General features: G+C 55.9%; 19 protein-coding genes. 9 read left to right on the forward strand and 10 right to left on the reverse strand.

The window, feature by feature from the left end:
* Positions 1 to 4 precede the first annotated feature (4 nt).
* From QRN61_RS16845 to QRN61_RS16865, 5 genes are all read right to left on the reverse strand, one after another.
* Complete coding sequence (locus QRN61_RS16845; protein ID WP_285374278.1) at positions 5 to 1,096, reverse strand: polyamine ABC transporter substrate-binding protein; 1,092 nt, start codon at positions 1,094 to 1,096, stop codon at positions 5 to 7.
* 20 nt (positions 1,097 to 1,116) lie between these two features.
* Positions 1,117 to 1,896 carry an amino acid ABC transporter ATP-binding protein gene (locus QRN61_RS16850; RefSeq protein ID WP_285374279.1) on the reverse strand — a complete coding sequence of 260 codons (780 nt, stop codon included), beginning with the start codon at positions 1,894 to 1,896 and terminating at the stop codon, positions 1,117 to 1,119.
* 2 nt (positions 1,897 to 1,898) lie between these two features.
* Positions 1,899 to 2,675, reverse strand: coding sequence for an amino acid ABC transporter permease (locus tag QRN61_RS16855; protein WP_007967116.1), 777 nt, complete (start codon positions 2,673 to 2,675; stop codon positions 1,899 to 1,901).
* Between the two features lie 11 nt (positions 2,676 to 2,686).
* The gene (locus tag QRN61_RS16860) at positions 2,687 to 3,493 is read right to left on the reverse strand and encodes an ABC transporter substrate-binding protein (protein WP_285374280.1); all 807 of its coding nucleotides are present in this window, start codon (positions 3,491 to 3,493) and stop codon (positions 2,687 to 2,689) included.
* A gap of 79 nt (positions 3,494 to 3,572) precedes the next feature.
* Positions 3,573 to 4,241 (reverse strand): GntR family transcriptional regulator, encoded by a 669-nt coding sequence (locus QRN61_RS16865; RefSeq protein WP_098964038.1) that lies wholly within the window; start codon positions 4,239 to 4,241, stop codon positions 3,573 to 3,575.
* 379 nt (positions 4,242 to 4,620) lie between these two features.
* Between QRN61_RS16865 and QRN61_RS16870 the strand changes: the two genes are divergently transcribed.
* The 4 genes from QRN61_RS16870 (at position 4,621) to QRN61_RS16885 (ending at position 10,863) form a co-directional block, all read left to right on the forward strand.
* The gene (locus tag QRN61_RS16870; protein ID WP_285374281.1) at positions 4,621 to 5,454 is read left to right on the forward strand and encodes an oxidoreductase; all 834 of its coding nucleotides are present in this window, start codon (positions 4,621 to 4,623) and stop codon (positions 5,452 to 5,454) included.
* 24 nt (positions 5,455 to 5,478) lie between these two features.
* Positions 5,479 to 6,417, forward strand: a complete 939-nt coding sequence (locus QRN61_RS16875) for an AraC family transcriptional regulator (protein WP_285374282.1) — start codon at positions 5,479 to 5,481, stop codon at positions 6,415 to 6,417.
* Positions 6,418 to 6,585: 168 nt separating this feature from the next.
* Complete coding sequence (locus QRN61_RS16880; protein ID WP_285374283.1) at positions 6,586 to 9,207, forward strand: bifunctional diguanylate cyclase/phosphodiesterase; 2,622 nt, start codon at positions 6,586 to 6,588, stop codon at positions 9,205 to 9,207.
* Positions 9,208 to 9,552: 345 nt separating this feature from the next.
* Entirely contained in the window at positions 9,553 to 10,863 is a 1,311-nt protein-coding gene (locus QRN61_RS16885) for an ArnT family glycosyltransferase (protein ID WP_285374284.1), read from the forward strand.
* A gap of 191 nt (positions 10,864 to 11,054) precedes the next feature.
* Here the strand turns inward: QRN61_RS16885 and QRN61_RS16890 are convergent, their stop codons facing one another.
* A complete protein-coding gene (locus QRN61_RS16890) occupies positions 11,055 to 11,702 on the reverse strand; it encodes a hydrolase (protein ID WP_027611751.1) in 648 nt (215 codons plus the stop codon).
* 179 nt (positions 11,703 to 11,881) lie between these two features.
* On the opposite strand from QRN61_RS16890, the gene QRN61_RS16895 reads away from it, so the two are divergent.
* The 3 genes from QRN61_RS16895 (at position 11,882) to QRN61_RS16905 (ending at position 14,102) form a co-directional block, all read left to right on the forward strand.
* Entirely contained in the window at positions 11,882 to 12,799 is a 918-nt protein-coding gene (locus QRN61_RS16895; RefSeq protein ID WP_027611750.1) for a LysR family transcriptional regulator, read from the forward strand.
* A gap of 234 nt (positions 12,800 to 13,033) precedes the next feature.
* A complete protein-coding gene (locus QRN61_RS16900; protein WP_027611749.1) occupies positions 13,034 to 13,663 on the forward strand; it encodes a DUF3885 domain-containing protein in 630 nt (209 codons plus the stop codon).
* 220 nt (positions 13,664 to 13,883) lie between these two features.
* Entirely contained in the window at positions 13,884 to 14,102 is a 219-nt protein-coding gene (locus tag QRN61_RS16905) for a hypothetical protein (RefSeq protein WP_027611748.1), read from the forward strand.
* A gap of 309 nt (positions 14,103 to 14,411) precedes the next feature.
* On the opposite strand, the gene QRN61_RS16910 is transcribed toward QRN61_RS16905, so the two are convergent.
* Positions 14,412 to 15,659, reverse strand: coding sequence for an MFS transporter (locus QRN61_RS16910; RefSeq protein WP_027611747.1), 1,248 nt, complete (start codon positions 15,657 to 15,659; stop codon positions 14,412 to 14,414).
* Between the two features lie 66 nt (positions 15,660 to 15,725).
* On the reverse strand, positions 15,726 to 16,085 hold the full coding sequence (locus tag QRN61_RS16915) for a hypothetical protein (protein ID WP_027611746.1): 360 nt from the start codon (positions 16,083 to 16,085) through the stop codon (positions 15,726 to 15,728).
* A 561-nt stretch (positions 16,086 to 16,646) separates the two neighbouring features.
* On the opposite strand from QRN61_RS16915, the gene QRN61_RS16920 reads away from it, so the two are divergent.
* Complete coding sequence (locus QRN61_RS16920) at positions 16,647 to 17,807, forward strand: IS30 family transposase (RefSeq protein WP_096795984.1); 1,161 nt, start codon at positions 16,647 to 16,649, stop codon at positions 17,805 to 17,807.
* Between the two features lie 361 nt (positions 17,808 to 18,168).
* Entirely contained in the window at positions 18,169 to 19,152 is a 984-nt protein-coding gene (locus tag QRN61_RS16925) for an LLM class oxidoreductase (RefSeq protein WP_096795983.1), read from the forward strand.
* An 89-nt stretch (positions 19,153 to 19,241) separates the two neighbouring features.
* Here the strand turns inward: QRN61_RS16925 and QRN61_RS16930 are convergent, their stop codons facing one another.
* Both QRN61_RS16930 and QRN61_RS16935 read right to left on the reverse strand, forming a co-directional pair.
* Complete coding sequence (locus tag QRN61_RS16930; protein WP_025569629.1) at positions 19,242 to 19,544, reverse strand: putative quinol monooxygenase; 303 nt, start codon at positions 19,542 to 19,544, stop codon at positions 19,242 to 19,244.
* Between the two features lie 226 nt (positions 19,545 to 19,770).
* Entirely contained in the window at positions 19,771 to 20,871 is a 1,101-nt protein-coding gene (locus tag QRN61_RS16935) for a low temperature requirement protein A (RefSeq protein ID WP_096795982.1), read from the reverse strand.
* Positions 20,872 to 20,936 lie beyond the last annotated feature (65 nt).

The raw sequence follows: 20,936 nt of genomic DNA on the forward strand, positions 1-20,936 counted from the left end.
AAATTCATTGGCCGGACTTGATCCGGTTCCATTCGCGGGTGATCAGGCGCTGGATGTTTTCCGGCAGATCGGCGGAGACGAAGGCATGGTTGATCACCTCGTCAGTCGGGTAGATCCCCGGGTTGCCGCTGACTTTGCTATCCATCAGCGCCGTGGCGTCCTTGTTCGGATTGGCGTAACCGACGTAATCGCTGACCGGCGCAATCACCTCAGGGCGCAGCAAGTAATTGATGAACGCATGGGCGTTGGCGACGTTGCCGGCGTCCTTGGGGATCGCCAGCATGTCGAACCAGAGGTTCACGCCTTCCTTGGGAATCAGGTAGCGGATATCGATGTTTTTGCCCGCCTCGCGCGCCCGGGTCTGGGCCTGCATCACGTCGCCGGAATAGCCGATCGCCACGCAGATATCGCCGTTGGCGAGGTCGGCGGTGTACTTCGATGAGTTGAAGTAAGTCACTGAGGGCCGCAAGGTCATCAGCAGTTTGGAAGCCTGTTTGTAGTCGTCGGGCTTGACGCTGTTGGGGTCCAGCCCAAGGTAAAGCAGGGCCTGAGGAATGATCTTCACCGGTGCATCGAGGAACGCCACGCCGCAGCTCTTCAGTTTGGCGAGGTTCTGCGGGTCGAACACCATCGACCAGGAATCCAGCGGCGCATCCTTGCCCAGCACGGCGCGGACTTTCTCCTCGTTGTAGCCGATACCCACCGTGCCCCACATGTACGGCACGGCGTATTTATTGCCCGGGTCGGCAGCCTGCAGACGCTGCATCAGACGCGGATCGAGGTGCTTCCAGTTATCGAGCAGTTCGCGTTGCAGCGGCTGATAGGCACCGGCGCGAATCTGTTTGGACAGAAACTGGCTCGACGGCACCACCACGTCGTAACCCGAGTGCCCGGAAAGTAACTTGGCTTCGAGCATTTCATTGGTGTCGAAGATGTCGTACTGAACCTTGATCGCGTTGTCTTTCTCGAAATTCTTCAGCGTGTCGGGGCCGATGTAATCGGACCAGTTGTAAACCTTCACCACCGAGTCGGCGGCTTGAAGCATGGGCACCACAGCGGCGCAGCACAGCGCCGCGAACAAGCTCGATAAACGCATCGTCAATATCCTTGTGAAATTCACAGCACGCGGCTGAGAAAGGCCTGAGTACGGGGATGGGTGGGCCGGCTGAAAATCTGCTCCGGCGGGCCTTGTTCGATCAGTTCCCCCTGATCGAGCACCACCACCCGGTCGGCCACCTCGCGGGCAAAGCCCATTTCGTGGGTGACCACGACCATGGTCATGCCCTCCTCGGCCAGCTCCTTCATCACCTGCAGAACCTCGCCGACGGTTTCCGGGTCGAGCGCGCTGGTGGGTTCGTCGAACAGCATCGCCTGCGGTTTCATCGCCAGTGCGCGGGCGATCGCCACCCGTTGCTGCTGGCCGCCGGAAAGCATCGACGGGTAATGAGCGGCCTTGTCCGCCAGCCCGACTCGCTTGAGCAAGGCTCGCGCCTGCTCCAGCGCAGCCTGGCGTGGCACACCCAACACCTGAATCGGTGCTTCGATGATGTTTTCCAGCGCGGTCATGTGCGGGAACAGGTTGAAGCGCTGGAACACCATGCCAATGTCCCGGCGTTGGCGAGCGATGTTGCGTTCCGAATCGCGCACCAGACTGCCGTCCGCCCGGGTGCGATAACCCATGGGCTGGCCGTTGACCCGGATCTCTCCGCCCTGAATGTCTTCGAGCAGATTGATGCAGCGGATAAACGTGGTTTTGCCCGAACCCGAGGCGCCGATCAGCACCACCACTTCACCGCGTCGCACTTGCAGCGAGATGCCTTTGAGAATCTGCAGATCACCGAAGGCCTTGTGAATGTTCAGCGCCTCGATGATTAGCTCGTCACTTTGCTGCGCCATGATTAACGCCCCCTCAGCAGTTTCAGAGTGCTGCGGCCGAACATCCGGCTGGAGGCCGGCGGTGGCGCAGAAGGTCGGTCGGACTGGCCGAAGCGGTTCTCCAGCCAGCGCTGAAAGAAGCCCCACAGCGTGGTCAGTAACAGGAAATAAATCGCCACCACCAGGTACAACTCGAACACCCGAAAAGTCGCCGAGGTGACCATCTGCGTGCTGAGCAACAACTCCTGCACGCCGATCACGCTGACCAGCGTGGTGTTTTTCAGCATCACGTTGAACTCGTTGCCCAGCGGCGGCACGATCACCCGGAACGCTTGCGGCAGCACGATGCGACGCATCAGTTTGGCGAAGGTCATGCCCAGCGAGCGGCCGGCCTCGTACTGGCCCTTGTCCACGGCGCCGATCCCGGCGCGAATGATCTCGGCCATGTACGCGCCTTCGTTGAGCCCCAGAGCAATGATCGCGGCCTGGATGTTGCCGGGCACCACTAGCCCGAACAGCTCGATGTCTTCGAAGCGAAAAATCCCGCCCGCCGCCAGCGCGGTGTAGAGGAAAACGATCTGCACCAGCAACGGTGTGCCGCGCATCAGCCACACATAAAAACGCACCGGCAGATGCAACAACGGGTTCTTCGACAAGCGCAGCAGCGCGGCGGCCAGCCCCAGCACACAGCCCAGCAACATCGCCAGCACACTGATCAGGCATGTCAGCCAGAGGCCGGTGAGGTACACGCCGCTGGGCTGCAACAGGTACTGCCAGAACACATCCCAATTGAAGTTCATCAACGCTTACCTCAATCGAGTGTGTCGCTGGAGACGTGCCATTTGCTCAGAAGCTGGTTGTAGCTGCCATCGCTGCGCATGTCGGTGATGATTTGCTGCACGGCGGCGCTCAGTTGCGCATCATCCTTGCGAATGCCCAGACCGGTGAGGATTCGGCTGAAGGCTGGCACGCCTTCCTCGAACAGATCCGGCGCCATCGCCGCGTAATAGCCGGCGGTTTCTACGGTGGTGCCGTAAGCGTCGACCTGATTGATGCGCAGGGCCTGGAAGGCATCGGTATCGGTGTTGTAGACCACCAGTTTCATCGGCGGCTTGCCGGCCTTGCTCAGGCTTTCATTTTCGGTATCGAGCAAGGTCTTGATAGTCGAACCGTTGAGCACCGCGATTTTGTGCCCGCTCAGATCCGCCAAGGTCTTGAGCGCCTTCGGATTGCCCTTGGGCACGACGACCGCCTGGCTGGAATACATGTAGTTGACGATGTCGATCACCTCGCGGCGCTCGGGCTTGTCGAACAACTGGTCGACGATCATGTCGCACTGTTTGGCGAGCAAGGCCGGGAGCAATCCGGAGAATGGAATCACCCGCCAATCGACCTTCTTGTCGCCTAGCCGCCTGGCGATTTCCAGGCCCAGATCGACGGTCAGCCCTTTGGGCTTTTGCGCTTCATCAAAAGACACCAGCGGCGGTGAATCCATGCCCGAGCAATAGGTCAGTTTGTCGACCTTGAGCAGACGCTCCGGCACCGTGGGTGCGGCAAGCGCCCACTGCGTACAGAGTCCGAGGGATATTGCAGCCAGTAACAGGCGAGACGTATGCATGACCAGACACTCCAGTTCGGTTAGTAACGGGGCAGTACTCAAAGTCAAAACATCGGCGGACTCGTGTTCCGCTCTGTGGTTATTTTTCCGATTGCAAAAATTTGATCAGTTCGGGGACGGTGCCTTCGATGTGCTCGCGCACCACGGCTTCGGCCTTGCTGGCGTCACCGGCGCGAATCGCATCGAGGATCATCTGGTGTTCCTGGCGCGCACTCAGGGGCTTTTCGATGTGCTGCAGCCAAAGGCGCATCGGCGCTTCGATCAGCGAATAGAGGGCGCTGATCTGCTTCAGCAGTCGTGGGCGATCGCTGAGGCTGCACAGGTATTCATGGAACTTGCGATGGCGGCTGACCCATGCCGCACTCTCCTCGCGGTAGTCGTCCATTTCATCGAGCAGCCGCTCCAGCGCGGTCAACTGACGCTCGCTGATCTTGGGTACGGCGATGCGAATCGCCAGCCCTTCCAGGGCGCTGCGCATCTCGAACACTTCATGCATTTGCTCGACATCCAGACCGCTGACCACTGCGCCGCGGTTAGGCCGCAGCGTCACCAGGCCCTGCGCATCGAGGCGGCGAAAGGCTTCGCGCACCGGCATGCGGCTCATGCCGATTTCACTGGCGATGTCCTCGGCGATCAACCGGTCGCCCTTGCGATAACGACCACCGCAAATGCCTTCCAACAGAAAGTTGTAGGCCTCTTCCTCGGCGGTCATCGGTTGACGCTGATCGTAGGCGGGAGCGAATTGCATGGCAGCACCTTTTGTCTTTTTGTATCCAATTATCCACGGATACAAAAAAGCACGATGCATGCCAGATTTCACATGTGCAGCCCAAGCTTTTGATTTGCATGATTTAAGCGGCAAAACGGCGATAAGACCCTGCCGTGCAAGACTCGAGCGGTGCTACCCGATCGCCCATGGCGAGCACCGCAAAGGTACAGATTGGTAGCTGAGTAACACTCAACTGAATGGCAGCGCCGCTCCAGGAACGACGTTTTTTTGTGGGCTGAAGGACAACTTCCCTTGCAGGCCTGCCTATAGAAATAGGCAATCCTCCCAGACAAACCGGCATACCCTTGCCACGCCGCGCTGCCTACCATGTCGTTTCATCTATCCGTCGGAGATTGCCATGCACAGCAGCAAAACCTTATTCATCACCGGTGTCAGCAGCGGCTTTGGCAGCGCGCTCGCGCAAGAAGCGATCAACGCCGGTCACCGGGTGATCGGTACCGTGCGCAACGAGGCCGATCTGAAGTCGTTCGAGGCCTTGTCAGCGGATCGGGCACACGGGGTGTTGCTCGACGTCACCGATTTCGAACGCATCGACGGGGTGATCGCCGACGTCGACGCCACACTGGGTCCGGTCGATGTGCTGGTGAACAACGCCGGTTACGGACATGAGGGCATTTTCGAGGAGTCACCGCTGGCGCAGATGCGGCGTCAGTTCGACGTCAACGTGTTCGGCGCGGCAGCGATGATCAAGGCGTTCGTGCCGTATTTCCGGCAACGGCGCGCCGGGCGCATTCTGAATATCACCTCGATGGGCGGCACCATCACCATGCCCGGTATTGCCTATTACTGCTCGAGCAAGTTTGCCCTCGAAGGGCTCTCCGATACGCTGAGCAAGGAATTGCAGCCGTTCAACATTTTTGTCACGGCGGTGGCACCTGGCTCGTTTCGTACCGATTGGGCCGGGCGTTCGATGCAGCGCACGGCGCGCAGCATTGCCGACTATGACGCCAGCTTCGACCCGGTGCGCAAGGCCCGTGAAGAGAAGAGCGGCAAGCAGTTGGGCGATCCGCGCAAGGCGGCGCAGGCCATGCTGCAACTGATCGCCAGCGCCGCACCGCCCGCGCACTTGCTATTGGGCAGCGATGCGCTGAATCTGGTGCGCGATAAACTGCAACGCAGCCTCAGCGACATCGAGCAATGGGAAACCCTGACCCGCTCCACCGATGGCTGAGTCCCGGCACAGAGATCAATGCCCATGAGTCCATCCGATCCGTATACCGCGCGCATGGTGCAGTTGCTTGAACAGCTCGCGCCGCTGGAGGGTTACAACCTCAGTGCGCTGGAGGACGTGCGTTTTCTGCGCTCGAATCGGCCGCTGAGCAACACCCCGGTGCTGTATGAGCCGGGCATCGTGATTCTCTGTCAGGGGCGCAAGCGCGGCTATCTAGGCGATGACGTCTACGTCTATGACGCCCAGCATTATCTGGTGGTGTCGGTGCCGGTGCCGTTCACCATGGAAACCGAAGCCAGTGCGGCTGAACCGATGCTGGCGGTGTATATGCGCCTCGACCTGCAATTGGCCAGCGAGTTGATGCTGCAGGTCGACGAGGTGTTCGGCCCCAGCGACGCTCCACCCAAGGGAATGTACGCCTCGCCGATGGATGATCCATTGCGCGCCTCGACCCTGCGTTTGCTCGAAGCGATGAGCGATCCGGGCGACGCGCAGATCCTCGGGCCGGCGCTGGTTCGGGAGATCTACTACCGGATTCTGACCGGCGCCCAAGGCGGGTCGATGCGTGCGGCGCTCCAGCAGCAAGGGCATTTCGGCAAGGTCAGCCGGGCGATCCGGCGGATTCACAGCAGCTATGAGCAACGCCTGGATGTCGAGTCCCTCGCCGAGGAAGCCGGGATGAGCGTACCGAGCTTTCATGTGCATTTTCGCAACGTCACCGACTCATCGCCGATGCAATACCTCAAGGCCACGCGCCTGCATCAGGCGCGTTTGCTGATGCTGCGTGGCGCCATACCGGCCGCGACGGCAGCGTTCAACGTCGGTTATGAAAGCGCCTCGCAGTTCAGCCGCGAGTTCAAGCGATTCTTCGGGCGCACGCCGCTGGCTGAGGTCGCGTGGATGAAGGCCACGTATGCCCTGCCCCAGTCCGCCACGCCCTCCCCGTATGTTTCTTCGCACTAAGCACTGATCGTTCCCGGCCATCGCATGCCCGTCGCAGTCTCAAGGCAAAATCCCCGCGCGTTCACTACGCTTGAGAAATCCGCCTCGATGCAAGCTCGGCAAACACATTGAACATTGCACGCAGGCCGCTGTTCCAGATGATTCAGACAGAGAATCAAGGACGAACATATGGATGTCTTCGCTCCCGCTGCGCCTGTTCCGCCTCAGCAAAGCGCAATCACCCGCCGCCTGGCGTTCGCGGTAGGCACGCTGTTTATCGTCGGGGTGATTGCCGCTATCGGCACCCTGCTCGGCATTGCCGCTCGCCTGGATCGCGAGGATGTCGAGCAGAACCGTTTCTACATGGCCCGCGCCCTGGAAAACCGCATCAGCACCTCAAAGAGCTACATCACCAGTTACGCTGACTGGACCACCGCCTATGAGCACCTGCACACCCAGGTCGATACCGACTGGGCGTATACCCAACAGAACATCGGCAAGACCCTGTTCACCACTGACGGTTATGACGGCGTGTTCGTGCTGGATCGGCAGCGCACCAAATACGCCGTGGTGCAGGGACAGCAGGAAGACGCGGACATCGCGCACTGGCTCGCGGCGCCTGCCGCGTCGTTGATTGATCAGGTGCAAAACCAGTCCGAGCTGACTGTGCCTGTCAGCACCTACTCGCTGTTCGACGGCTGGCCGGCGCTGGTCACGGCGGCGGCCATTCTGCCCAACGATGAGCGCCCGGTGGGCGATCCGCAACAGACGTCGGTGCTGGTATTCGTCGACAAGCTGACACCGGCCAAACTGCAAGCGCTTGGCGTGGCCTATGGCCTGAACAACCTGACTCTGATGCCGGATGAACAGCTCAGCGGGGAGCAACCACGCGTGCCGCTGGACAGTACCGGTTTCAGCATGACGGCAGATCTGAAGCGACCCGGGCAGCAATTGTTGTGGTCATTGCTGCCAACACTCGGCAGCGTGCTGGCCGTGCTGATGCTGTTGACCGCCTATTTCCTGCGTCACGCCGTGCGATCGTCGACCTACGTCGATCAGAGTTTCAGCACGTTGAAGAGCTCGAATCAGGCGCTGGAGGCGGCCAACCATGCACTGGAAGCCAGCGAAGAACGCTTTCGCGCCGTGGCCGAAGCCGCATCGGACTGGATCTGGGAAGTCGACAATCAACTGCGCCTGACCTATCTCTCGGCGCGCTTCAGCGAGGTGACCGGTTACCCGCAAACCGAGTGGCTGGGGCAAGGCATCGGGCAACTGGTGTCCTGCGATACCACGCCGCTGGAGCTGTGGCTGAAAAAACTCACCGAAGACAGCAATGCCAGCGACCTACGCTGCACCTACCGCGATCACGCCGGGCAGCAACGCCACTGCCGGCTATCAGCGCGGCCGATCATCGAGAAGCAAAGCGTGGTCGGCTATCGCGGCACCGCCAGTGACATCACCGACGAAGTCGCTGCCCATGCGCAGATCCAGCACCTGTCGATGCACGACGCCTTGACCGGCCTGCCCAATCGCAATCAATTGTCGCGTTATCTGGATGACGCGCTGCTGCTCAAAGAGCATGCCCCGCCACTGTCGTTACTGGTGATCGATCTGGACAACTTCAAGCCGATCAACGATTCCCTCGGCCATCCGGCCGGTGATGCGGTGTTGCAGGAAGTCGCCAGTCGCCTGCGCGAATGCACCCGTGAGCACGACATCGTCGCGCGCCTGGGCGGTGACGAATTCGTTGTGGTGCTCAATGGCATGGACACTCGGCAAGAGGTCGACCGCTTTTGTACCCGGCTGGTCGAGAGCCTGCATCAACCGATGGTCTTCGAGCACCATCCGCTGCACGTCGGGGCCAGCATTGGCATCGCCCTGAGCCGCCGTCAGGGCTTCGTGCCCAGCGAGTTGATCCGTTGCGCCGACATCGCGCTGTATCAGGCCAAGTCCGAGGGCAAGAACACCTGGTGCTATTTCGAAGCGCACATGAACGACCAGATCCAGACCCGCCGGCAAATGGAAAGCGATTTGCGTGGCGCGTTGAAGAACGACGAATTCATCCTGCATTACCAGCCGCGCTACACCGTCGACGGCAAGCACATCGTCTCGGTCGAGGCATTGGTGCGCTGGCAGCATCCGACCAAGGGGCTGCTGGGGCCCGACGTGTTCATCGGCCTGGCGGAACAGACCGACCTGATCGTGGCGCTGGGCCGCTGGGTATTGCGTGAAGCCTGTGAAACCGCACTGAGCTGGCCGTCAGACATTCTGCTCTCGGTCAATCTGTCGCCGGCGCAATTTGCCCTCAGCGATGTCGTCGAAGACGTGCGCGAAGCGCTGATCCAGACCCGTTTCCCGGCCAGTCGCCTGGAACTGGAAATCACCGAAAACGTGATGCTCGTCGACACCGACGGTGCGCTGGCCACGATGAATGCGCTGAAGCAACTCGGGGTGCGGCTGAACATGGACGACTTCGGCACCGGCTATTCGTCCCTCGGCTACCTGCGCGCCTACCCGTTCGACGGGATCAAGATCGACAAACGCTTCATCGCCTCGATCAGCAACGGCGCCAACGATCGCGCCGTGGTTCAGGCGATCATCGGCCTGGGCAAAGCCATGGGCCTGACCGTCACCGCCGAAGGCGTGGAAACCGAGGAGCAACTGGAGATTCTCGGCAAGGATCAATGCAACGAGGTGCAGGGCTACTTCATGAGCCGGCCGATCGACAAGGGCGCGTTTGCGCAGTTGTTGAAAAGCGCCAGGGCTGAACCGGCCGAGCATCCGTCGCCGAAGAAAGGGCGCGTCATTTAGCCGGCCTTGTATCACTGCCATTCAATCATTGAAATGCACAAAGCCCGTTTCGACACGCGTTGTTAATACGTTTTCCTGTTGACTTCAATTGGTTTTGTTCAGGGTGTGTTTAGGGCCGTCATGCTTGAATATTCCTCACCGCGGATCAGGCTCAACGTCAATCTCGCGCTACACACATGTTCAATGCAGGCGTCACCGGACTGTCAGGATTGCGGTCAAAAGAACAACGTCACCAAAGGGTTAACGATGGATCGATATGATGCCCCGCTTGTTGTAGGGCGCACTTCGCGGGCTGGAATGTTGACGGGGTTGATTACGAGAAATCCATGCCTGAGCATTTTTTTCATGACACTGGCCGTGTTCATGGCATTGCAGTACAAACCCGCGGTCCTCAACTACACAACACGCTTTGTCGACTTTGCCGAGTACATGTTGCTGCACGGCATCACACTGTTCCCGATTGCCGACGACCTCAAGCCTTATCCCGACTATACGGTTATCAATACCCTGTTGGTCTATCTGGTTTCCTTGCCGTTCGGCCGGGTGTCCGTTCTTTCCATGGGTTTTCCGTCCTGCGTGGCCGCCTCGCTGATGCTGGTATTCATTTATCGGCTGGGCGCGCTGCACAGCAAAAAATGGGGCGCGTATGGCGTTCTTTTCAGCCTGCTCACCTGGGCTTTTCTTGACGGCGTCAACTCGCTGGCACTGGATATCTATCCGGCGCTGTTAACGGTGATGTGCTTCTACTTTGCCTATGCGGCCGATATAAAAAAGGACCCGCGTCGCCTTGCATTGCTGTACCTCGGGTTGGCACTGGGTTTCGCCTTTCGGGGGCCAATTGGCTTGATCGGGCCTGCGACTGTCATTGGCGCTTATTACTTGCTAAGCCGGCAGTGGCGCATGTTGCTGCTGTTTTCATTGCTCTCGGGCGTGATTCTGACTGTTGGGGTTGCGCTGCTGGCATGGGCCGCCTACTTGCAAGGGGGGCAAGCGTTCCTCGACGAAGTGCTGAACATGCAGGGCATCGGACGCTTCGGTTCCGACCACGCGCCACGCTACTACTTCTACTTCTCCGCAGGCCTGTTTACCTACGGCATCACGGTGTTTTACGCCATTAATGTAATTCTCAAGAAGTACAAACTGTTCTTCCGCTCGACCCGCGATAAAGACATCGACCTGCTGCTGTATCTGACCGGGTGGCTGTTGGTGCTGCTGGTGCTGTTTACAATCCCCAGCTCGAAGAAAGCGCGCTACATCCTCGCAATCACCCCGGCCATTTCGCTGCTGGCCGCTTACCTCTTCGTCAGCAAGGAAGCCGCCTTGATCCGCGCCAAAAACGGCCTGCTGAACTTCTGCCTGAAGTTGCCCATGCTGGGGTTGGGGATGCTGGTGGCGGTGCTGGTCTACAACAACTTCGCCGATGTTCCGTTACAGCCCAACTACCTGGGCGTAACCTTGGGATTATCTGCGCTGCTGAGCTTCTACCATGGCAAACACCAGTACTTCGCCGAGCATCCCTATCGCGAGTTCATGACGCTGTCGTTTGGCGTAGCGGCATTTCTGATACTGGATATATTTTTCTTCAACCCGATCACCTACCACCTGGAACTCATGATCGAACCCACACCGAAGTTTCTGCCGTATTGGTTTTGGTGAAGCCTCTTCCTGATTCATGAGTAAGCGACACGACTGTCCAGTATTCACATGTTGATATCTGACAGAGTCATGACGCATTCAGGGTACTGAATCGGCGGCAGGGCCCTGCGCAAAAGCAGTCGTTTGCAGCAGGAAAAAAATAAAGGTGCCGCCCGCTTTCGCGAGCGACACCTTCATCCACTGCCCGCTAATCAAGCCTTGTTGTCCGCTTCTTCCAGCGCTTTTTCAGCGTTGAACCCGTCGAAGTTCTCGAATACGCCCAGAAAGCCCGGTACGGTTACTTCTCGCGCCCAGTCGCGCTGTAGTTCGCAGTACATTTGCACCCGGCTGATGAGCTTCGCCCCCGCCTGTTCCATTCTGCGCAACGCCGCCTCGTGCGCGGCGAGCGATGTGCCGCCGACCGCATCGACCGGCACATAAACGTCATAACCTTCCTGGATCGCGTCGAGCACCGGGAATGTCAGGCACGCTTCGGTCCAGAGTGCAGTCATGATCAGCTTTTTGCGCCCGAGCGCCTTGACTGCCTGCTTGAATTGCGTGTCCTCCCAACTGTTGATCGATGTGCGGTCGTAGGTCGGAAGATGGCCGAGCACCTGTTGCAGCTCCTGGATCGGCGGCTTGTTGCGGCCGGTCGCGACATTGACTGTCGAGTGGATGATCGGAAGGTTGTAGTTGACCGCCGCCTTCGCGACGCTGGTTATGTTGAAGACGAGTTCATCACGCGGCATCGAGCGGATCGAAGAAACCTGAACCGGCTGATAATCGATGATGATCAACGCCGAGTTTTCCGGGGTCAGTAGCTGATCGGTATGGGGGTTGCGGAGAGTCTCGCTTGCCATTGGCAAATCCTTTTCATGGGTGACGCACGTTTGTGAATCAGGCCGGAGCCTGTGCGGGTGATGGGTTCCGAGACACGTGCGAATGACGCCATGCCCGGAAAATCCATTGTGCTGTTCCCATGTTCGACGCAGTAGTAGCATTGCGCGACGTGCTGTGTCGCGAAAAGAGGAACGCAAGCGTGGATATCGAAGAACTGCAGACCTTCGTGGAAGTGGCTGATGCCGGGGGCATTTCGCAGGCGGCTCTGCGTCTTGGCGTGTCGAAATCGATCGTCAGCCGCCGCCTGGCTCGGCTTGAAACCGAATTGGGTGTGCAATTGCTGGCACGCTCCACTCGCGGGGCGGCGCTTACCGAGGCCGGTGCGACGTTCCGGGACTACGCCGCCAGGGTTTGCACCGAGATCGACATCGCCAAGGAAACGATCCTGCCCGCCGGCGCCCTCCGCGGCCGCTTGCGCGTGGCCGTGCCGCTGTCGTTCGGCCAGAGTCACTTCGCCCCGATGCTGGCAGAAATGGCGCGTCGGCATCCGCAGCTGCACATCCAGACCTGTTACAGCGATCGCTTCGTTGACCTCATTGCCGAGGGCTACGATTGCGCCATCCGGGTGGGCTATATGCAGGACTCCAATCTGATCGCCAGACGGATTGGCCCGGTCTACGCCAAGCTCGTCGCGAGCCCCGCCTACATCAACGCGCATGGAGAACCCCAGACGCCGGATGAACTGATTGCCCATCAGGCGCTCATGCAGGGCACCGAAGCCTGGCAATTCATGGATGGCGACAAAGTCATCACGGTTCGTCCGCAAGGCCGCTTCAAAGCCGACAACGGCATCGCCCTGGTCGCCGCCGCGACCGCAGGCCTGGGTGTCGCCTACCTGCCCGACTGCCTCACCCATGAACACGTGGCATCCGGCGCGCTGGTGCCGATCATGACAAACCATCCTCCCCCTCCGGCCGGTGCCTACATCCTCCGCCCGCCGGGTCCGCACCCTGCGCGCAAAATTCGTGTGCTCACTGAACTGCTGATCGAGTTCTTCGGCGAAACGCCACACCTGGCGGTGCAGCCGCTGTCACATCAGGATGATGCGCTGGCATGAGGTTGGGCTAAGCGAGAGCGACAGACATTCCTCTTTATCTGCCATTCGCGCAGGGCCGCTATGGGAAAGCGGTCACTCGCGAGTGTCGTCTTCCGACCGGAAGCTGCCCGTAGGCACAGACAGCAATCGGCCAATAAAGGACGATCGCGGTTTAGCTCAGATCTAACGTATACAGTAATATCCGTCTGCACCGCCCAAGCTATGGAGTCGGGCTATTAGCCATGAAGGGATCAAGTGAATCTACAAGTTGAAATTGAAAGGATCTTCGAGGGTAAAGCATTTGCCAGGCCACTTTTCTATACCTATCCAGGAGGTCTGCGTTTTGAGCTCTCTGAAACTGGCGGAGTGATTGAGCAATTTCTAACAGCACTACGAAAATCAGCAAAGATCTGCAGCGATATCTTCCTTGATGACGCGACGCTTGTTGCTTGTCTGCGCGTTCATTCTGGCATCAACCGATTTGCTCATCGGCCCCTGATTCGCGCTCTTCGATCTGCAGACATTAACATACCCACGGAATGCTCAGTCTGGAGTGAGGAAATAGATCCGGAGGAATGGTTTTGCGAAAAAGAGCCGGAGTATTGGATCAACATCGCCTTTGAAGCACCCGCCACCCTGCTTCAAACATTTCTTTGGTGTGCCTTGGCTAGGGACTTTTCCGCAATTCAGCCTAAACCCAACTGCATTTTGTACCTCTTCAATTTGAAGAAACATGTCATGGTTTTCCCCTACGACGACAGAGGTATGGATGTGGTCGGCCCCAACAAAAATCTGCTTTTACAGCTGTATCGTCTCCATCATACATACCTGCTGGATTACGACCGACACACGATGGACACCACATTTTCAGGGCCTGCGTACTAGCCTTATTGCTCACATTGGAGCTGAAACCATGCCCACAGCCCACATGGAAACCGTCTCCTTTGTGTCGTTTGCTGCCTGTCACGAAGGGCAGGAACCTGTCCAGAGTGTGTAAAAACTCCAAAGCCAGCTCGGATGATTAAAAATCGCCCCCAAACACGCATTGCCGCATCTGTCCTGCGTCAGTAGGATTCGGTCATCGCTGACATAAATGGATGTGTACATGGAAAGCATGCCGAGACTGGAAATTGAGCGCGCTGCGTATCAAGAGTTTTTAACTCTTTGGGAACGCGGTGTATTCGATAATCAGCGCTTAGGCCAAGCGTTCTATAACCATTTTCGGCTTCATCGTCTGAGCGACCAAACGCGCCTGTTCGGTCTCTATGAAACTGACGGAGACAAGGCCATAACCGCGATCTCCCGCCTGTTCCAAATCAGATAACTTCGACCCCGCGTTTCGCGAGAGCAGGGTCAGCCTTGAAGACCGAGAGGGGATCAAGCGTTTTTACACACTCTGGGCCAGAAGCGGACGTATTGGCATCTGTGTAGTATCTGCCTCTCTTCCAACCTATATGAGGTGCCCGACGCCTAGTCGACACCCCCATCCCTACAAGAGCTGTCCTAGACCTGCAATACGCCCTTTACTCGATGGAGCGCCTATCACGGTAAGGTCATGTTTGTATGACGCACACGAGCAACCACAATCCCTTGATATTTTACAATAAACCCTTCCATTTACCTGAAGCCTATATCATGTAGCCATAACTGCCGCGAGCTTGGGATGTTTATTTTGATAATACAGCTCCACCTCAGCATCATTCTCCAGGAATTGCCATACCTCTTTTGAACGCATGGAGTATAAAACGATAACTGCAAACACTCCCAGATACAGCCATACCAGACTCGCCGTGCCGAATTTAGACATGATTGCGCCAGTTATCACGAATGAAACCGAGCTTCCCAACTGACTAATAACCAACGTGGACGCCATCAATCTTACGCGTGCACCCGAAGGTATAGACATAACTCTTTTATCCATTCCGATCAAGGTAATACAAGCACTGGCCGCCCCCGCGAAAAATAGCCAAGGAATCAATAGCCAAACTTCGTCGCTTTGCGTCGTCGCGCAAAGTGAAAAAGTCAGCAACGACCAACATCCAAGATACTTTTTGCGCTGATTTTGTCTTTTAGCAATAATTGGGCTCAAAATTAACAAGCCTGCAATAGCTCCACTCGCGAAGACAGCATTCAACAGGCCTGCACTGCCTTCCGCAAGATTGCGAGTATGTGTAAGTGTTGGAACCAGCATCGGCACGATCGCCGTGACGGTCAAACCAAGTAGCAGCCCAGAACAGGTCAAAAATTGTTCTGGCGGAAGAATGCATTTAAGTTTAAGCCCAAGAAATATTTCATTAATACGATGTGATGTTGATCTCGGCTTTGTGGGGGCTTCACTTATCGGTAGAGCCATTGCTATTACTACGGCTACCAGTCCCAGTATTGAAGAAAAAAGTAGCGAGATGTCCAATGAATACACCGCAATTACAATGCCCGCTAACAAAGGCCCCGCAACCCTACCCACGGTAACAACGATACGCCGAATGCGAAATGCAGCACTCGTTTGATGTTTATCAACAGTTTCAGCAGGATAGATGCCAAAAAGAGGCTGGACCACTCCAAATGCTGCTACAGCAATAACGTCGATGAGAATCAGGGCGTCAAGCGAATACCAGTTAGAGGCAAATAGGTACCGCAATGCACTGGCAAACAAGATTACAATACAACCTGCCTTAAGAGCAGTACTACGGCGCATCGACTCAACGCGTGGTGCAAAGCACAACATTGAAATTATCGCTGCGAATGCGAGTGCTGTTTCGTAGACAGCCAGTTCAAACAGGCTGCCCCGCTGTACAATAATCAGAGGCAGCGTTGTGTTCCAACATCCGAGGTAGATCCAGAGCAATAACTCCAGGTATAGATACGTTCGGAATGTACTCAATTCATAATTTCCTTCTTCGTATGGGGGCCGCTATAGCTCCCTGCCATGGCGACCCCTTCACACGAATCAGCCTGCTACAAAATGATTGACTTTAAAGCTTTCTGCGCTCACACCAAACTTAGAAAAGAGGTGGCCGTGCATTCTATTCTTGTATATATCTCGATTCTTTTCGAAATACTCTCGATCATACCATCTTACGCCGAAAAACATGGTCAACCCCCTTACCACAGTCGCAAGCTGCCAATCGTAGAAAACGGCCTCAACCGGTCGAGCACCCAATCGCTCATCAGACTCCATTACCGCGACAATGCATAGATCCAGTTCTTCCTTGCTTGAAAAAGCAACCTCACAGTTGGTCAGAGCAACTATTGGCTTATCCAGGTTTCGTTCATTGCCGATGACAACTTCGTACGTTTGAGATTCCATTCTTGCTAGCCTCTACGTATTTGATGGGTGATTAACACGCTTACTTTCAGAAGCTTCCAATCCGAGAAGCGGATTGGTCCAACATGGAAACTCTCGGAAGAGATCACTAGAGATATGGCAAGCAGAACAAATACGAAATCACAGTCGTCCGCGAGAGCTACCCTGTCAAATCTACAATTTTGGGGGAAGAGCGTGAGACGACAACTGCTCAATACGAAGTAGCAACCCTTAAACACGAACCGTAGCAGAGTGTGTTTCACATTCCAGTTGAGCGCCCTGATAATTAATGTTCAACCAAACTGCGCTGTCAAACTATTTTTTATGCACCATTTTGGCAAATAAATCACGACCAACGGAGCCTTTAATTGTGGAGATGTGGCTGCAACAGCATCAAAAAGGAGCGCATATGAATTATTTGGTGCACCTCCATAAAGCAAAAAAAGTGTGCAGAAATAATAGTTAGAGACTGACAAACATCCTTTGAATGACCCCTTCTGGCTGTGGATTCAACCGGTCGACGCAACACGACTAAATTCTGTGTAAGCAGAAGGAGTGTTGCAGATGAAGCAGAGACCTCGGATCTATTACACCGAAAGCCAGAAAAAACTGATGTGGGATCACTGGCAGAAAGGCGACTCTCTCCAGCACATCGCCCAACTATTTGATCGAAACCATTCATCGATACAGCGCATCTTGGCGGAAACAGGCGGTATCAGACCCGCTGTACGCCGCAGATCCAGATTGGCGCTGACGTTGGCTGAGCGTGAAGAGATTTCGCGTGCCGTGGTGGCAGGTAACTCGATCCGTTCCATGGCTGCGTTGCTAGGGCGAGCAGCCTCTACGATCAGCCGTGAGATCAGACGCAACGGTGGCCAAGGATGCTACCGGGCTAATCAAGCTGATCAGGCTGCCTGGGATCGCGCCCATCGACCCAAGGTCTGCAAACTTGTTGAGAACCGAACGGTGGCGCAAATTGTTGCAGACAAGCTTCAATTGCAGTGGTCACCGGAACAAATTGCCGGTTGGTTGAAGCGCACGTACCCGGACGATACGAGCTATCAGGTGTCACACGAGACGATCTATCGCACGCTCTTCATACAGGCTCGCGGGGCTCTGAAGAAGGAGTTGCTTGAGCATTTACGGCGCACGCGGGCCATGCGTCGCTCGCGTCATCACACTCAGAAAAAAGAAAATCACGGACGAATCACTGATGCTGTATCGATCCGTGAACGCCCGGCCGCGGCTAAGGATCGGGCGGTGCCAGGTCACTGGGAAGGCGACCTGCTGTGCGGTAGCAGGAACAGCCAAATTGCCACTCTTGTTGAGCGACATACCCGCTACGTAATGCTAGTGAAATTGGACGGTAAGGATAGCGAGACGGTCATCAGCGCCCTAATTGAAAACGCCCGTAACTTGCCCCAAGAACTCTACAAATCGCTGACCTGGGATCGCGGTAAAGAGATGGCTGACCATAAACGCTTTACGGTGGCTACCGACATCAAAGTCTACTTCTGCGATCCTCATCGTCCTTGGCAACGAGGATCAAATGAGAACACCAACGGGTTGTTAAGGCAGTACTTCCCGAAAGGAACCGACCTTGCGGAGCACTCGCAAGCCACGCTCAATGAAGTGGCAAGGCAGCTAAATAGCCGCCCTCGGAAAACGCTAGACTACGAAACACCGGCAGAACGATTTAGCCAATCTGTTGCGTCGACCGGTTGAATCCACAACCGATAACTGCCTTCGATACGCGACTTTCGCACGCCAGCGGCTCGATTGTAAGAATATGGCGGAGAGCTGCAAAACCGCCTACGCTTATAGAATGATTCCTCGAACACCTTGCCCATCTGGTGGTATAGAGCCGAGAGATCTGACTTCCTTTGACCGTCCACTTAACACCCACCCGGACCGACCCGCGCCTATCGCCAGCAACTGCCCCCTGAATCCGGTCCACACGACCAGCAGTACGGCGCAACGGGTAAAAGCCAGACCCAGTCCCCCACCTGTCGTTCAAAAGCGACCGATGCCGCAGCACCTCTGGAAACGGGGGCGCTGTTCACGTTCTGCCATGAGGTCAATCCGTATGTATCGGCCGAGCACGATTCCTTACCAGCAGCATCTAGGGTTTAGCCGAACCTTCACTCAGGGGCATTTGAGCCTTGGATTATTCTTTCCCATGGAGGCGTTCGACGGGGACACTCCGAGCATGCTCAACCAGGTCACACTGGCTAAACAAGCCGAGGCGCTGGGCTTCTGCGCGCTCTGGTTTCGCGACGTGCCGCTTCGCGACCCTGGCTTCGGCGATGTCGGCCAAGTCTTCGACCCCTGGGTGTACCTGGGCTATATGGCTGCTCATACCTCGGAGATTGCGCTTGGCACCGCTTCCATTGCCATCCCTTTGCACCATCCCCTGCACACGGCCAAGGCGTCAGCCAGCGTCGATCAGTTGAGCACAGGTCGCTTGATTCTGGGGGTGGCTTCGGGAGATCGGCCGGTGGAGTTTTCGGCTTTTGGTGTCGATCCCGAAAGGCGTGGAGAAATCTTTCGAGAACACTACGAAGTGATTCGGCAAGCCCACAGCACCAGCTTTGAGCCCATCCACTGGAGCACTGGCGAAATGCACGGCGCAGACCTGATTCCGAAACCCACCACCCAATTCATTCCAATGCTGGTGACCGGCAACAGTCGCCAGTCACTGGATTGGATCGCGCGTGAGAGCAACGGATGGATCAACTATCCACGCATACCGAATATGCAGCGGCTGGTCGTGGAAGATTGGCGGCTTGAGGTCACCAGGCAATGTGGCTCTGTGTACAAGCCCTTTACTCAGTCGCTGTACATCGATCTCGATGAGAATCCGTCCACGCCACCCACACGTATCCATTTGGGGTTCAAACTTGGACGTTACCATCTACGGTTTTTGCTGGAGTCGCTTGAGGAAATCGGCGTGGACCACGTCATTCTCAATCTCAAATATGGCAAGCGCCCTGCGGCGGAGGTTATTGAGGAATTGGGTACGCACATCGTTGCGCAGTTCGGAGTGCAGCCGCGTCCGGCAGCGCATTGAGGATCGGTCACTGCTACGCCGACAGATGCTCACTTGACGAAGCCATCGTGAGCCTCCCCGAACTGAATGGAACTTCCTGTTGGATTTGCTTAACCGGGCAGCTTGGCCGCAAGGACGTCAACCTTCTCGATTGATGGCGGTTCGGCAAACAGCTCGGCAGCGTTTGCCATAAGCGCCGCCGCGACCTTGCCCGAAAGATGAGCCTGCCGGCCCGCTTCATCCGGGAATGCGTCAAAGATGCCAAAGGTAGACGGCCCCAAGCGGATTCCAAACCAGGCTGTAGTGGCTGGCTCCTCCTCCACTAAAGGAAGGCCGCTCAAGAGAAAGCGCTCCACCTCTTTCTCTTTCCCAGGTTTTGCTTCCAGACGAACGAACAACGCTACTTTGACCATGACGTGGCTCCTGTTGTTACGATGCGGCTGGTGCTATCTGGTCGCAATAGCTAAAAGGGGCATCCGGTAATTAACTATGGTCGACGACACCAGGATTACAAACCCAAAGAGACCAAGGGTAGCGTCGCATGTCGCTCGGACACTGAGAATGACGTAGTGGGCAACGTGCAAGCCGCAGACCAGCCGCTTGATCACTTTTCCCGAGCTGTGGCCTGATAATAAAGACTCAACGATATCTGAAATTCAGGAGAACATAACAGATCATGGTGACTGTCAAGCCGACCAATATGTACTCGACACGCGGTAGAAATATAACTAACCCACCTAAAGAAAACACGATCAAGGTGTTTTGCAGTATGTATTTCCTTATTCGACTCACAGCTATGAAATAGCCATATTGCTTCCCCAGGAAAAACAAGACCATGCCGGTGATCGACATAATCTGGAAATCGCGCATCGCAATGTCATTCAGGATCGCATGCCTGATCAAATTTGCCAGGAGTGCCAGCCCCATAAAAAGAAAAAGGTGCGAGTAGATCAAGGCGTGCCCACTCATACTGCTTTGATGTTTGTTCAATAAGTAAAAACTATCAAAATAGATCCACCAGATACTGCAAATCATGATGAATCCGGTGATGGCCGCCATCACATTGTAATAACCCCATTGAATGTTAGATAAGCCTCCGGAAAGGCTAATAATTGACTCCCCCAATAAGATTAGGGTGAGTAGGCCTATGCGCTCAACCAAGTGCTCTGTGTGTGCTGGCAACGGTTTTAATTTAGTCCAGAAAAATACAGGAAACAGAATATCAAGAACAATCCCAATATAAGCAACAAGGTAACGCAAGGGCGGGTCAAAAATAACGGATGAAAGGCTAATAACTGCGCTAACTAATAGGGCGAAGCCGAGCCTTGAGGAAAGTTCGCCGCGAGAATCGAGTTTACTAATGGACGAAATATACATAACACTGATGATCGCACGTATACCAAAATAGCAAGCAATAATAAGCGGGTAGTTCACTTCCAGGTCTTCCCCGATCCGTGCCGACAGCACAATGAGCAGGAGCATTATGAATAATGTTGCCAAACGGTGAAGATTGCTGTCTGTATCAAACCTGTTGGAGTAAATCGTGTGACTGGACCAGATCCACCACAACGGTACAAAAAGCAGTAAGAATGTCCATAGTTGCTTATGTTCAAAGTGGCCTTCATGAACATGTCCGAGAGTGTGCGTAACCTGGCCTATCGTAACAACGAAAGTCAGGTCAAAAAACAACTCCAACCATGTGGCGTGTCGATTTTCTTCATAATACTTCAAAGATTTCATTAGTTGCCGGCTCCGTGTCCACCTCTTTAATGTAAAAGGAAGCTAACGTTGGTTTTTCCTCGGCT

Origin of the sequence: Pseudomonas sp. lyk4-TYG-107, from assembly GCF_030209055.1 — a bacterium.
Lineage (GTDB): Bacteria > Pseudomonadota > Gammaproteobacteria > Pseudomonadales > Pseudomonadaceae > Aquipseudomonas > Aquipseudomonas putida_A.

What these genes read in the sequence shown, in the direction of transcription:
- QRN61_RS16845 (WP_285374278.1), bottom strand. Translation starts at nt 1,096, where the DNA reads ATGCGTTTATCGAGCTTGTTCGCGGCGCTGTGCTGCGCCGCTGTGGTG.
- QRN61_RS16850 (WP_285374279.1), bottom strand. Translation starts at nt 1,896, where the DNA reads ATGGCGCAGCAAAGTGACGAGCTAATCATCGAGGCGCTGAACATTCAC.
- QRN61_RS16855 (WP_007967116.1), bottom strand. Translation starts at nt 2,675, where the DNA reads ATGAACTTCAATTGGGATGTGTTCTGGCAGTACCTGTTGCAGCCCAGC.
- QRN61_RS16860 (WP_285374280.1), bottom strand. Translation starts at nt 3,493, where the DNA reads ATGCATACGTCTCGCCTGTTACTGGCTGCAATATCCCTCGGACTCTGT.
- QRN61_RS16865 (WP_098964038.1), bottom strand. Translation starts at nt 4,241, where the DNA reads ATGCAATTCGCTCCCGCCTACGATCAGCGTCAACCGATGACCGCCGAG.
- QRN61_RS16870 (WP_285374281.1), top strand. Translation starts at nt 4,621, where the DNA reads ATGCACAGCAGCAAAACCTTATTCATCACCGGTGTCAGCAGCGGCTTT.
- QRN61_RS16875 (WP_285374282.1), top strand. Translation starts at nt 5,479, where the DNA reads ATGAGTCCATCCGATCCGTATACCGCGCGCATGGTGCAGTTGCTTGAA.
- QRN61_RS16880 (WP_285374283.1), top strand. Translation starts at nt 6,586, where the DNA reads ATGGATGTCTTCGCTCCCGCTGCGCCTGTTCCGCCTCAGCAAAGCGCA.
- QRN61_RS16885 (WP_285374284.1), top strand. Translation starts at nt 9,553, where the DNA reads ATGACACTGGCCGTGTTCATGGCATTGCAGTACAAACCCGCGGTCCTC.
- QRN61_RS16890 (WP_027611751.1), bottom strand. Translation starts at nt 11,702, where the DNA reads ATGGCAAGCGAGACTCTCCGCAACCCCCATACCGATCAGCTACTGACC.
- QRN61_RS16905 (WP_027611748.1), top strand. Translation starts at nt 13,884, where the DNA reads ATGGAAAGCATGCCGAGACTGGAAATTGAGCGCGCTGCGTATCAAGAG.
- QRN61_RS16915 (WP_027611746.1), bottom strand. Translation starts at nt 16,085, where the DNA reads ATGGAATCTCAAACGTACGAAGTTGTCATCGGCAATGAACGAAACCTG.
- QRN61_RS16920 (WP_096795984.1), top strand. Translation starts at nt 16,647, where the DNA reads ATGAAGCAGAGACCTCGGATCTATTACACCGAAAGCCAGAAAAAACTG.
- QRN61_RS16925 (WP_096795983.1), top strand. Translation starts at nt 18,169, where the DNA reads ATGTATCGGCCGAGCACGATTCCTTACCAGCAGCATCTAGGGTTTAGC.
- QRN61_RS16930 (WP_025569629.1), bottom strand. Translation starts at nt 19,544, where the DNA reads ATGGTCAAAGTAGCGTTGTTCGTTCGTCTGGAAGCAAAACCTGGGAAA.
- QRN61_RS16935 (WP_096795982.1), bottom strand. Translation starts at nt 20,871, where the DNA reads ATGAAATCTTTGAAGTATTATGAAGAAAATCGACACGCCACATGGTTG.